This window comes from Corallococcus sp. AS-1-6, assembly GCF_020037015.1.
GTDB lineage: Bacteria > Myxococcota > Myxococcia > Myxococcales > Myxococcaceae > Corallococcus.
The window spans coordinates 100,311-113,017 of the sequence record NZ_JAIQDE010000002.1 but is presented as its reverse complement, the minus strand read 5'-3'; the positions used below and the strand labels follow the sequence as shown (position 1 = coordinate 113,017).

The window sequence follows — 12,707 nt, the reverse complement described above, 5'->3', positions numbered from 1 at the left end:
ACCCCAATGGTGTCGACGTGCCGCGCGTTCTTCACGCCGCGGCGGAGGACGGGCGGGACGCCTGCCTTCTCGCCAGTCCTCCGGGAGCACGCCGCCCCGGACCGCGCTACTCCACCGTCTTGTACTTGCGGCCGAGGTCGCGGAAGTACTTCACGCCGTTGTCCAGCGAGTTCTCCATGGCGTCCATCAGCACCGTGCGGAACGTGGCCACGGGCGCGCGGAAGGACTCGTAGTAGCGCTGCCGGTCGATGGAGTGGATGACCGCGGGCATGTAGCCGTTGCGCAGCAGGATGAGGTTGCTGCACATGCGCCCCACCTTCCCGCTGTGCTCGGTGAAGGGGAAGATCTGCAGGAACTCGTGCTGCACCACCGCCGCCTGCTTGATGGGGTGGAACTCGCGGAACTCCGCGCTGGCGGTGTGGTCCACGAGCTTCTCCAGCCGGGCCTGGATCTTCGCGGGCTGGGTGATGTCGTGGAAGTAGGTGCGGTGCAGGGGCATGTCCTTGCGCAGCCCCGCGCGGTCGCGCTCCTTGGCCAGCTCCTTCTCCGTGCGCTCGCGGCGCTCCATGCGCGCACGCTCGGCCAGCGCTTCCGGCGTGTTGCCCAGGAAGAGGTCGTGCATCCGCTTGATGGTGGTGAGCGTGAGCGCGGACTGCTTCTTCGCGCCCGCCGCCTCCTCGCGGATGTAGTCCGCCACGGCCTTGTGGTTGCGGATCTCCAGCACCACCGGGATCATGGAGGCTTCGGCCGCGGTGCGCTCCGGGAAGAGCGCGGCCATCAGCTCCTGGTGCGTGTACACGACGCCTTCGAGCGCGGCGTCGTGGTAGATCCACGACATCTCGAAGCGGTCGAGGTACTCACGCGCAGGCGGCTTGCCCTTGTAGATCTCAAGGTACTCGCGCAGCTGCTCGTTCTTCTCGTCGATGTCCTGGTAGCGTTCCTTCACGGACTGCGGCTCCTTCTCGCCCCGGCCCGCCCCGGGCGCTGGTTCCCAGAGGCTGCGCCGGGAGGTACAACGGCACGTAGAGTCTAGAAATTCCGCGCGGTTGGAACAAATAAAACCTGACTACAGATTCACCAGGAACACCTCGCAGGCCTGGTCCAGCAGATCTTTTGAAAGGGCTGGCGGGATTTGCCGGTATCGGGCGGCGTCCCGGATGAGCGACACGAGGTCGCGGGGGTGGCAGGAGCGCATCTCCATGCTGCGCGGCTTGTAGTAGTGCTCCACCAGGTAGGTGATGGCCTGGTCCACGTAGGGGATGCCCGCCGCTTCGCACACCCGGCGGAAGATCTCCCGGTAGGACTCCTCATCCGGGTTGCCCACTTCGATCTTGTACTTGATGCGGCGCAGGAAGGCCTCGTCCACCAGCTCCTTGGGGTCCAGGTTGGTGGAGAAGACGAGGAGCTGATCGAACGGAATCTCGAACTTCTTGCCGGTGTGCAGGGTGAGGAAGTCCACCCGCTTCTCCAGGGGGACGATCCACCGGTTGAGCAGGTCCGTGGGGTGGACCTTCTGGCGGCCGAAATCGTCGATGAGGAGCATGCCGCCGTTGGCCTTCACCTGGAACGGCGCCTCGTAGAAGCGGGTGCTTTCCGAGTAGATGAGGTCCAACGTCTCCAGCGTCAGCTCGCCGCCCACCACCACCGCGGGGCGCCGGCAGAGCGACCAGCGCTTGTCCATTTCGAAGGTCTGCCGGCGGCCGTTGGCGTCGCGGCCCGCCTCCAGCGACACGGGCGTGTGGATGATGCGGTCGAAGACCTTGATGATCTGGTTGTCGATTTCCAGGCAGTGCGGGACGAAGACCTCGCCGCCGAACATGTGGGAGATCGCCTCCGCCAGGCTCGTCTTGCCGTTGCCCGGCGGGCCGTAGAGGAAGAGGGAGCGGCCGGAGTTCACCGCCGGGCCCAGCTTGTCCATCAGCTCCGCGGAGACGGTGAGGTGCCCCAGGGCGGCGACCAGGTCCTCCTGGCCCACGACGGGCGTCTCCTCCGTCTGGCTGCTGATGAGCGCGTTGTACTGCTCGATGGGCACGGGGGCCGGGCCCACGTAGGTGGAGCGGGTGAGGGCGTCGCGCGCGTACTCGCGGCCCTTCTCCGTGAGGGCGAACTCCACGGACGCGCGGCCAAAGCCCTTGCCGCCGCGCAGGTCCACGAGCTTCTCCGCGGCGAGGAAATCCACCACGTGCTCCACCACGCCGGACCAGGGCAGGCACATGCTTTCGGCGATGGCCACGCCCGTGCCGGTGCCGGCGTAGTAGAGGAACTTGAGGCCCAGGTCCGCGAGCAGACCCATCCTCAGGCCCGTGTCCTCCAGCGACTTCGGCTCACCCGGAGCGATGTCGAGGACGGACGGGTTCTCCAGCTTGAAGGGATTGTCTTCGTACGCGTAGCCGGCGGGAGGCATCGGGTACGGGTTCTACCCGATTCCCCCGGCCGCCGGGACTTCGCGTCCGCGGACTGTCCTCAAACGTAGGTCAGCCAGTCCGCATAGCGGGCTTCCTGGCCCCGCACGACGCGGAAGTACATGTCCTGGACGAACTTGCTGATGGGGCCGGGCTTGCCGTCGCCAATCTGCCGGTTGTCCACCTCGCGCACGGGGGTGATCTCCGCGGCGGTGCCGGTGAAGAAGACCTCGTTGGCGATGTAGAGGGCGTCACGGGTGACGGTGACCTCCTCGATGGTGGTGTGGCCGGCGTCGCGCAAGAGCTTCAGCACCGTGTCGCGGGTGATGCCGTCCAGCACGGGGGAGGAGAGGGGCGGGGTCTTGATGACGCCCTTCTTGTTCACCATGAAGATGTTCTCGCCGGAGGCCTCGGCGACGAAGCCGCTGATGTCCAGGAGGATGGCCTCGTCGTAGCCGGCGAGCACCGCCTCGCGCTTGGCGAGGATGGAGTTCACGTACTGGCCGGTGATCTTCCCGCGCACCATGTTCACGTTCACGTGGTTGCGCGTGAAGGAGCTGACCTTGGCGCGGATGCCTTCCTTGATGCCCTTGTCGCCCAGGTACGCGCCCCAGTCCCAGGCGGTGATGCCCACGCGGGTGGGGTTCACCGCGCCCAGGCCCATGGCGCCGTCGCCCATGAAGGCGACCGGGCGCAGGTAGGCCCCGTTGGCGAACTGCGCCTTCTGCTTGCGCAACAGCTCCAGCGTGGCCTCCACCAGCTCGTCCTCGGTGTAGGGCATCTGCAGCATGATGATGTGCGCGGAGTCGAGCAGGCGGCGGATGTGCTCGCGCAGGCGGAAGACGGCGAGCCGGCCATCGTGGGTCTTGTAGGCGCGGATGCCCTCGAAGACGCCGAGGCCGTAGTGGAGGGCGTGCGTCATCACGTGCACGTTGCCCTCGTCCCATTTCATCAGCTTCCCATCGAGCCAGATGTGTTCGGCGCGCAGCACGGTGGATGAGGTCGAGCTCATCGGGAAGTTCCTCTCGGGCTAGGGTGGGACGGCTTGGGCCTTGTACCCAGGCACCCTGGGGACGCAAAGCGTGAAACGCCAACGATCGGCGTTCCACGGTCCTTCCCTCGCAGCGCCCTGCGTCAGGCCTGGGCGATGGTGGGCAGGTTGGCGCGGGCCTTCTCGATGTCGCCCTCGTATTTGAGGACGAGGTTGAGCGTGGCGGCGACGACGTCCGCGCTGAGCGCTTCCGCGTTGAGCAGCGCCAGGCTCTGCGCCCAGTCCAGCGTCTCGCTGATGGACGGGGCCTTCTTCAAGTCCAGCGCGCGGATGGCGGCGACGGCCTCCACCACCTGCTCGGCCAGCACCTGGGGGAGCTCCGGGAGGCGCGCCCGGACGATTCGCAGCTCGCGCTCGCGGTCCGGGAAGTCGATGTGCAGGTGCAGGCAGCGGCGCTTGAGCGCGTCCGACAGCTCGCGGGCGTTGTTGCTGGTGAGGATGACGCGCGGGATGTGCTTCGCCCGGATGGTGCCCAGCTCCGGCACCGTGACGGCGTTGTCAGACAGGACCTCCAGCAGGAAGGCCTCGAACTCCGGATCCGCCTTGTCGATTTCGTCCACCAGCAGCAGGGCGGGCGTGTCCGAGAGCTGGGCCTGGAGGATGGGGCGGGGGAGCAGGAAGCGTTCGGAGAAGAACACCGCGTCCCCGGACGCGAGCCGGTCCGCGGCCTCCGCCAGCGTGGACGTGCCCTGGGTCAGCTCGCCAATCTTGTCCTTGAGCAACTGCGTGTAGAGCAGTTGCTTGGCGTACTCCCACTCGTAGAGGGCCTTGGCCTCGTCCAGGCCCTCGTAGCACTGGAGCCGGAGGAAGGTCCGGTCCAGCGCCTGGGCCAGGGCCTTGGCCAGCTCCGTCTTGCCCACGCCGGCCGGGCCCTCCACCAGGATGGGCTTGCCCATCCGGTCCGCCAGGAACACGGCGGTGGCGATTTCAGGGGACGACAGGTAGCCCACCGCCTCCAGGCGACGCGCCGCGTCCTCCACGCTGGTGAACGAGCGGATCTCCGAGGTCAGTTGAGGGGGGCTCACGCGCGTCAACTTAACCGACGGTTCCGTCCCCACTGCGGCAAAAATGCCAGGGTTGTGGGGGCGCCGTCCGCACTCTTGAGGGCCGTGGGAGCCGTAACCCTGCGGAATCAGGGTGCGTAATTATTTTCGCACCCTGGGCACGCACCGTGCATCCAAGTGGGCGTATCTCAGGACGACGAGGTCGCGGGTCATGTGGGCGTGGCTGAAGCTGGCGATGGCGGTGCTGGTGGTGGTGATGCCGGGGGGCTTCCCCCTCGTGCTGGCGTACATCGCGACGCGGACGTTGTTGGAGCGCTGGCGGGTGGCGCAGGCGCAGGCCCGGGAAGAGGGCCGTCCGGTGTCCGTGGTGCGGGACGTGGTGGGCGCGCTGCACTTCCGGGACCTCATCCGTGAGGCGAAGGCGGCCACGGCGCTGTAACCGCTCGGCGCGGGGACGGTCTTGAGATGGACGAAGGGCCCGGCACTCCAGGGAGTGCGCGGGCCCTTGTCGTTTCCAGCGGAGGGGAAGGCTACTTGTCGAGCTCGTCGACGAGCGCCGTCCAGTCGTCCTCACCGGCTTCGGGGGCGGTGGGCAACTGCATCACCATGGTGCGCTCCGGGGCCTCCTCGTCCACGGGGACGGGGGTGGGCGCCGCCTTCTTCGCGGCCGGCTTTGCGGCGGCCTTGGCCGGAGGCTTGGCGGCTGCCGGGATGACCGGGTTGGCCTGGACGGTGGCGGCCAGGTGCTCGTCCTCGGGGGCCTTGGCGCCGGCCTTCGCGGCGGGGGCGGCGGCCGCGGCGGGGGCCTTGGTCTTGTAGCGGGCCAGCTCCAGCTCGGCGACCTTGAGCGCCTTGCTCTTCTCCTGGACGGACGTCTGGAGGCGGGCGACCTCCTGGGCCTTGATGGCCTCGCGGCGCTCGAGCTCCGCCTTCTGCTTGGCGTTGAGGTCCTCCAGCTCCTTGGCCTGACGGGCCTCCAGGTCCTTGCGCTCCTTCTGCGCCGTGGCGAGCCTGGCGGCCGCCTCGTTGGCCTTGGTCTCCGCCGCGGCGACGCGGGCGTTGAGGTCCTTCTCCGCGCGGGCGCGGGTGCTCTGGGCGTTCTCCAGCGCCAGCTCCAGGTCCTGGGCCTTCTTGGTGCGGGCCTGCAACTGGGCCTGGGCGTCCTTGAGCTTCGCCTCCGTGTCGGCGGCGAACTTCTGGGCCTCCTGGGCGAGCTGGGCGATGCGCTGCTCGGCCTTGGCGAGCTTCGCGGCCAGGTCGTCCGACTGCTTCTTCGCCTCGGCGGCGGCGGCCTGCGCCTGCTGGGCCTGCTGTTGGGCCTGGGCCTGGGCCTGCTGGAGCTGTCCGGCCAGCCCGTCGCGCTCGCTGGTGAGCTTCTTCTGCTGGTTCGCGGCCTGCTGGAGCTGTCCGTCGCGGTCCGCGATGGCCTTGCGCGCGCCGTCCAGCTCGCCGGAGACGTTGGAGAGCTGCTGGTGGAGCGCGTCCGCCTGCTTCTTCGCCTCGGCGGCCTGGTGCTCCAACTGGCCTTCCAGTTGCTTCACCTGCTCCGTGCGGGTGGAGACCTCGCGGTTGAGCACCTCCGCCTGACGCATCTTCTCCTGCGTCACGTGCGTGAGCTTGCGGAGCGTGTCCGACAGCTCCTTGCCCTTGGTGTCGACCTCGTTCTGGAGGAGCTCCTCACGGCGCTGCGACTCGTGGGTGAGCGTCTGGAGGCGGTCCTCCAGGTGGTGCCGCGCGTCCTCCGTCTGCGCGAGCGTGGAGGACAGTTGCGTGACTTCCGACACGCGCGTGCCCAGCTCGTGCTTGGTGACGATGAGCTGCTCGGCCAGGTCCTCGCCGTTGGCCTGGGCCTCGGTGAGCTGGCGCGTGAGCTCCGCCTGGGCGCTGGCGGCGGCCTCGCGGGACTGCGCGTGGGCCTGCTCCTCGCGGGCGAGCGCGTCCTGGGTGCTGGCGAGCTGGCCCTGCGTGTCGGCCAACTGCCGCGAGGTGGCGTTCAGCTCCGCGAACAGGTTGTCGCGCTCGCCGGTGAGGGCGTTGATGCGCGCGGTGGTCTCCTCCGCGAGCGCCGCGTGGGCGGTGCGCTCCGCGTCGTAGAGCCCCTGCGTCTCCGACAGGTCCGCGCGCAACTGGCCAATCTGGCCGGTGAGGTCCTGCTCCAGCGCGTCCTTCGCCGTGTTGAGCGCCGCCAGCTCCGCGATGCGCGCGTCGCGCTCCTCGGTGGTGCGGGCGAGGAGGCCGTTGGTCTCCTGGAGGATGTCGCGCGTCTCGTTGAGCTCCGCGTCCAGCTCGTCGCGGTGCGAGGTGACCTTCGCCAGGTCGGCGCGCGTCGACTCCAGGGTCTCCTGGGTCTGCGTCAACGTCTGGCTGGTGGCCTCCAGCTCACCGCGCGTCTCCGCCAGCGTGCCCTCGGTGCTGGAGAGCGTCGCCTGCGTCTCGGAGAGCGTGGCCTCCGTGCGCGCCAGCGTGTCCTGCGTCTGGGCGAGCGTGGACTCGGTGGTGGCCAGCGTCTGGCTGGTGGCCTCCAGCTCGCCCTGGGTGGACGCGAGCGTCCCTTCCGTCTGCGCGAGCCTGGCCTGCGTTTCCGTCAGCGTCTGGCTGGTGGCCTCCAGCTCGCCGCGGGTCTCCGCGAGCGTGCCCTCCGTGCTGGTGAGCGTGGCCTGCGTGTCGGAGAGGCTCTGGCTGGTGGCCTCCAGCTCACCGCTCGTGGTGGAGAGCGTCTCCTCCGTCTGCGCGAGCTTGGACTGGGTGTCCGCCAGGGTCTGGCTGGTGGCCTCCAGCTCGCCGCGCGTCTCCGCGAGCGTGCCCTCGGTGCTGGAGAGCGTCGCCTGCGTCTCGGAGAGCGTGGCCTCCGTGCGCGCCAGCGTGTCCTGCGTCTGGGCGAGCGTGGACTCGGTGGTGGCCAGCGTCTGGCTGGTGGCCTCCAGCTCGCCGCGCGTGGTGGAGAGCGTCTCCTCCGTCTGCGCCAGGCGCGTCTGCGTCTCGGAGAGCTGCTGGCTGGTGGCCTCCAGCTCGCCGCGCGTCTCGGAGAGGGTGGCCTCCGTGTTGGAGAGCGTGCCCTGCGTCTCGGAGAGCTGCTGGCTCGTCGCCTCCAGCTCGCCGCGCGTCTCCGCGAGCGTGGCCTCCGTGCTGGAGAGCGTGTTCTGCGTCTCGGAGAGCTGCTGGCTCGTGGCCTCCAGGTTGCCGGTCAGCTCGGCGATGCGGGCGTCGCGGTCGGAGACGTCGGTCTGCAGGCCCTCGATGGTGCCGTCGCGCTGGGCGACGGTGTCCTCGAGCGAGGCCACGCGCGCGGAGAGCTGCTCGCCCTGGCGCTGGGACGCGTCGAGCTGCTCGGTGAGCGCTTGAATCTGGCCGTTGAGGTCCGCCTCCAGGGCGTCCTTCGCCGCGCGCAGGTCCTCCAACTGGCTGGTGAGGTCCTGCTCCAGCGCGTCCTTGGCCTGCTGCAGCGCCTGGAGCTCCGCGGTCAGCTCGTTCTCGCGGTCCTCCAGGTGCGTCTTGACGGCCTCGACTTCGCCTTCCAGCTCACCGATGCGCTCGCGGTGCTGCTGGATGGTGGCGTTGAGCTCCGCCTCGCTGTTCTCGTTGCGGGCGATGGTCTCCTGCAGCTCGCGGTCGAGCGCGGAGATCTTCGCGTCCCGCTCCTCCAGGCGCTGCGTGAGGTCCGCCTCCAGGGCGTCCTTGTCCAGCCGGAGCTGGTCGCGCTCGCCGGTGACGCGCGCGATGTCGGACTCCAGGTCCGCCACCTGCTGCGTGAGGCGCTGCTCCAGGGCGGCGCGCTCGGCGTTGAGGCGCTCAATCTCCGCGTCCGAGCGGCTGGCGTGCTCCTCCGCCGTGGTGGCCCGGGCCTCCAGGCCGCGCACGGTGGCGTCGCGCTCCTGCTCCGTCTGGGTCAGCCGCTCCTGGAGGGCCTGCAGCTCGCCGTCCAGCTCGGCGTAGCGCTGGTCGCGCTCGCTGACGGTGCGGGCCAGCTCGGACTCGAACTGATCGCCGCGCTCGCGCAACTGGAGGATGTCCGCCTCGTTGGCGCGGACGGTGTCCTGGAGCTTCTGCTCCTTGACCTCGAACTCCAGCGTGACGACGCCGAGGTGCTTCTCCAGCTTGTCGAACTCGTTGCGCCAGCTCTCCAGGTCCGCGCCGCGCCGGGCCAGCTCCTCGTCGCGGAGGTTGACCTCCTTGCGCAGGACGTTGATGTCCTTCTCCTTGGAGGCGACGACCTCGATGAGGTCCTTCTCCGAGGAGAACTTCTGGAGGAGCAGGTCGTCGACGGTGGCGCCGTGCTCGCGCTCCTTCTGGACGATGGACTGCTGCGCGTCGTTGAAGCGCCGCAGCAGGTCGTCCACCTGCATCTTCAGGCCCTGCAGCTCCACGTCCTTCTCGTGGAGGCGGTCCTCGACGGAGAGCAGCTCGCGCTCGCGGACGCTCCAGATCTCCGACAGGCGCGCGAGCTGGGCTTCACGCGTCTTCAGCTCGTCCCGGAGGATTTGAATCTTGCCCTCGGGCGTGCCCATCAGCTCGCGGCGCGGGGGCGGGCGCTTGAGCTGACGCGACTCCGCCAGCAGCTCCGCCTTGCGGTCCGCGATGGACGAGAAGGCCCGGTCCATGAAGGCCTTGTCCTCATCCGTCATGGCGCTGCGGCGCTCGCGCTTGGGCAGCTTGGGCGGGGCGCCCGTGCGCACGCCGGGCATGGGCGGCGGGGCTTCACGCGGCTGGCCGGAGAGCGCGGCGTCCAGGTCCGCGTCGGACTCGTCGGAGCCGGGCGGCACGATGCCCGCGCTCATGGAGGCCAGCTCGCCCATCTCGAACGGGATGACGAGGTAGCCGTCCGCGGCGGCCGGCGTCTCACGGTGTTTGTTCAGACCCTCCACACCGGAGTCGGAGGAGAGCAGGAGGACCTTCAGGTTCTGGCCCCACTTGCCCTTCTTGATCTGCCCACAGAGGGCGAAGCCGGACTGGTCCGGCAGCTCCGCGCGCACGACGACGAGGTCGGGTCGGCGCTTCTCCAGCTCCCGCTGCGCGTCTGACGCAGTGGTGGCCATGGCCGTGTTGTAGCCCGCGCTCTTGAGCACGGAGGCCATGCTGAGTGCGAAGTCGTTCTGGCTTTCGACGATGAGGACGCGACGCTCCATGAAGCCCTTCACCCAGCAAAAAGTGCAGTGAAAACCGCCACATCCTATCGGGCGGGCGCAAGGCTTGGGAAGTTTCCGAGCAGCGCTCGGTCGGCTGCCTCACGAGTTCTTGCCGCGAACCGCTCCCTGGCCGACAGGCGGGACCGACCCGGGGGACTCGCCTGCTTCCGGATCCCGCCCGGGGAAGTTGGTGGGCGGGGTGTGCCGGGCGAAGCGGGCGCCCTCGGGGGGACAGTACCCGTGCGCGAGCTGGGCGAACCACGGGTTGAGGGTGGAGTCGGGGGGCGCGGGCGGGGGCCCCGGGTCCTCGGCGTCCGCGGCCTCCACGTCGAGCGAGTCCGCGTCCTGGACCTCGTCGGCGGCGATCTCCTCCGCCTCTTCCAGCGCCGCGCTGGCGGTGGAGGGCGTGTTCCCGGCGTCGTCGTCCAGGGACAGGGCCTCGTCGGCGGCGATCTCCTCCGGCTCATCGTCCGGGTGCGCGGCCGAGGGCTTCAGCACGGGGGGCGTGGGGATCAGCCGGGGCGGCGGTCCCTGGCGCGGAACGGGCGGCGGCGCGGCGGCGCGGGGCGGTAGCTGCGGCGGGCGGTCCGCGTCGGAGACGGAGCCACCACGGATGGGCGGCTTGTCGGACTCCGTGAGCACGGGGGGGCGGGAGGCGGGCCGGCCTGGATCCGCGGCGAGGCCGCCACGGATGGGCGGTTTGTCCGCGTCGGCCATGGGAGAGGGAGTGGGGAAGAGACGCGGAGGCTCAGAGGGGACCGGATCCGCTGGCCGCTGCGCACGGCCGGCGCCCGTGCTTCGCGCCCCGTTCTGCAGCGAGCGCATGGGCACGATGGGCGTGGGCGCGGGAGGCTCCTCTTCCTCACGCATGACCCCGGCCCGGCGCACGACCGGGGTGGGGGCCCGCTCCTCGTCCTCCGAGAGGGAGGGGGGACGGCGCACGATGGGCGTGGGCGCGGGAGGCTCTTCCTCGGAGGCCGGCCTGCGCACGATGGGCGTGGGCGCGGGAGCTTCCTCCTCGGAGGCCGGCCTGCGCACGACGGGCGTGGGTGCGCGTTCTTCGTCCTCGGAGACCGGCTTGCGCACGACGGGCGTGGGCGCGGGAGGCTCTTCCTCGGAGGCGGGCCAGCGCACGACAGGCGAGGGAGGGCGTTCATCGTCCTCGGAGACCGGCCTGCGCACGACGGGCGTGGGGGCCGGCGTGCTCGTGTCGTCGTCCGCCACAGGCCGGCGCACCACGGCCGTCGCTCCGGAGGAGACATCCTCGGAGTCCCCGGCGTCGTCCCCACCGGCATCCTTCAAGCCCAGGGCCTTCACCAGGGGGCTCGTCACCATCTCCGTGGGGGGAGCCGGCTCCGCGCCACGGCCTCCCAGCGGTTCCGGCTCCTCGGCCTTCGCGGGGGCGGAGGGCAGCGCCGTCTTCGCGGTGTCGTCGGTCGTCCTGGAGGCGGAGGCGGCCACGGGCTCCGGCGGGGGCGTGGCTTCCCGGCTCGCGGGGGCCGGATCGGACTTGCCTGACTCGCGCAGTGGCAGGCCCATGACCATGGGCACTTCGTCCGGCCGCATGTCCGGCTCGGTCTTGACGAGCCGGGTGTCCATCCCGTCGTCCAGGGCCATGCCCATCACCACGGGCGGGTCCTCCGCCGGGACCTCCTTCGCGGGCGGCGGGGCGGCTTCGTCGGCCCCGGCCTGAGGCGCCGGCTTCGAGGGCGGCCTGGGCGCCGCGGGCTGGGACGCCTCCGGCATGCCCAGGCTCGCGAGCCGGTTCGTGGGCGTGCCCGTCATCGTGACGTCGGGCGGCTCGCTGGCGGCTTCGACCGGGACGTGGCCGCGCTTCTCCAGCAGCGAGTCATAGAGGTCCAGCAACTGGCCCCGGATGAGCCCCGCGTCCAACACCTTCTCCGCGAACGCGCGCCCGGCCTTGCCCAGCGCCACGCGGCGGGGCACGTCGCGCGCCAGGTCCAGGATGCGCTCGGAGAGGGCGCGGCTGTCGCCCGGAGGGAAGAAGACGGCCGCGTCCTTTGGAAGCAGCTCGCGGGTGACGGGCAGGTCCGCGGCGATGACCGGCCGGCCAGCGGCCAGGTACTCGGAGACCTTGGCCAGCGGTCCGCCCTGGAGCCGGTTGCGCTCCGAGTCGTCCAGCGGCAGCACGCCCACGTCCGCCAGCGCCAGCACCTTGACCAGGTCGTCGTGCGCGACGGGCGGCTGGAAGTCGACCTTCTCCTTGATGCCCAGGTCGTTGACCAGGTCCTCCAGGTGGGGCTTCCAGTCCGGATGGTGCGCGCCCACCAGCGTCAGGCGCACGTCCACCTGCTGGGACGCGAGCGCGGTGGCGCGCAGGAGGGTGGGCAGGCCCTGCCAGCCCACGTGGCTGCCCAGGTACATCATGCGCAGGGGCGAGCCGTCCGGGGCGCCGAGCACCTCCGGGTCGTACGGCTTCAGGTCCACGGGCGCGCGGATCGTGCGCAGTTGGTCCTCCGCCGCGCCCAGCCCCTGGATGTACGCGCGCGTCGTCTGCGAGCCGGTGACGACGAGGTCCGCGTTCATCAGGCAGAACAGCTCCTGGCGGCGGATCTTCGACAGGAAGCGGCGGTCCCCGTCCGTCTGCGGATGGGTGTAGCGCAGCTCCTGGGAGGGGAAGGTCTGCGCCTCATAGATGAGGCGGTAGCCGTAGTCCGCCTTCAGCTCGCAGAGCGCGTAGCCCCCAAAGGGGTCCGTGAAGTGGGCGAGCGCGTAGTCCTCGCTCTCCAACTGGCGGCGCACGGCCCGCTCAAAGGACTGGATGCGCGACGCCAGGTCCCCGGAGCCTACCGGGACGCGGAGCAGCCGGGCGCCCTGGTACTTCTCGATATGGGAGTGGTCGGGCGTCTTCGCCGACAGCACCACCACGGAGAAGCGATCAGGCAACGCCTTCAGATACTCGGTCAGTCGGCGTGAGGAGCCAGACGGGCCGGGGATGACGTCGAAGCTGCACAGGAGAAGTCTGGGCAGGTCACTCAAGCGGTCGCAGGATACTTGGACAGGGGTGAGGTGTCATCGGGCGTGACGGATGAAGTAGGGGGTCGGCGGAACAACACATCCCGTGACGGATGCGTTGACCCCCTGTATGCCGCGTCATAACGAGGCG

Annotated in this window: 7 protein-coding genes; 1 reads left to right on the top strand and 6 read right to left on the bottom strand. The window is 70.1% G+C overall.

The genetic code is table 11. The annotated features are described in order from the left end of the window. Positions 1-106: 106 nt before the first annotated feature. The 4 genes from K8612_RS03300 to K8612_RS03285 form a co-directional block, all read right to left on the bottom strand. Positions 107-946 (bottom strand): Fic family protein, encoded by an 840-nt coding sequence (locus K8612_RS03300; RefSeq protein ID WP_171413429.1) that lies wholly within the window; start codon positions 944-946, stop codon positions 107-109. 120 nt (positions 947-1,066) lie between these two features. Then, positions 1,067-2,404, bottom strand: coding sequence for an AAA family ATPase (locus K8612_RS03295; RefSeq protein WP_223761229.1), 1,338 nt, complete (start codon positions 2,402-2,404; stop codon positions 1,067-1,069). A 59-nt stretch (positions 2,405-2,463) separates the two neighbouring features. Next, complete coding sequence (locus K8612_RS03290; protein ID WP_223761228.1) at positions 2,464-3,414, bottom strand: branched-chain amino acid transaminase; 951 nt, start codon at positions 3,412-3,414, stop codon at positions 2,464-2,466. Between the two features lie 122 nt (positions 3,415-3,536). Then, positions 3,537-4,478 (bottom strand): MoxR family ATPase, encoded by a 942-nt coding sequence (locus tag K8612_RS03285; RefSeq protein WP_223742245.1) that lies wholly within the window; start codon positions 4,476-4,478, stop codon positions 3,537-3,539. A gap of 190 nt (positions 4,479-4,668) precedes the next feature. On the opposite strand from K8612_RS03285, the gene K8612_RS03280 reads away from it, so the two are divergent. Beyond that, positions 4,669-4,896 carry a hypothetical protein gene (locus K8612_RS03280; protein WP_206792830.1) on the top strand — a complete coding sequence of 76 codons (228 nt, stop codon included), beginning with the start codon at positions 4,669-4,671 and terminating at the stop codon, positions 4,894-4,896. Positions 4,897-4,987: 91 nt separating this feature from the next. Here K8612_RS03280 and K8612_RS03275 read toward each other — a convergent pair whose 3' ends face one another. Further along, complete coding sequence (locus K8612_RS03275; protein WP_223761227.1) at positions 4,988-9,580, bottom strand: response regulator; 4,593 nt, start codon at positions 9,578-9,580, stop codon at positions 4,988-4,990. Between the two features lie 99 nt (positions 9,581-9,679). Continuing rightward, positions 9,680-12,580, bottom strand: a complete 2,901-nt coding sequence (locus tag K8612_RS03270; RefSeq protein ID WP_223761226.1) for a glycosyltransferase family 4 protein — start codon at positions 12,578-12,580, stop codon at positions 9,680-9,682. Positions 12,581-12,707: the final 127 nt, after the last annotated feature.

Excerpts from the sequence above, each read along its gene's own strand:
- K8612_RS03295 (WP_223761229.1), bottom strand. The coding sequence starts at position 2,404 with ATGCCTCCCGCCGGCTACGCGTACGAAGACAATCCCTTCAAGCTGGAG.
- K8612_RS03290 (WP_223761228.1), bottom strand. The coding sequence starts at position 3,414 with ATGAGCTCGACCTCATCCACCGTGCTGCGCGCCGAACACATCTGGCTC.
- K8612_RS03280 (WP_206792830.1), top strand. The coding sequence starts at position 4,669 with ATGTGGGCGTGGCTGAAGCTGGCGATGGCGGTGCTGGTGGTGGTGATG.
- K8612_RS03275 (WP_223761227.1), bottom strand. The coding sequence starts at position 9,580 with ATGGAGCGTCGCGTCCTCATCGTCGAAAGCCAGAACGACTTCGCACTC.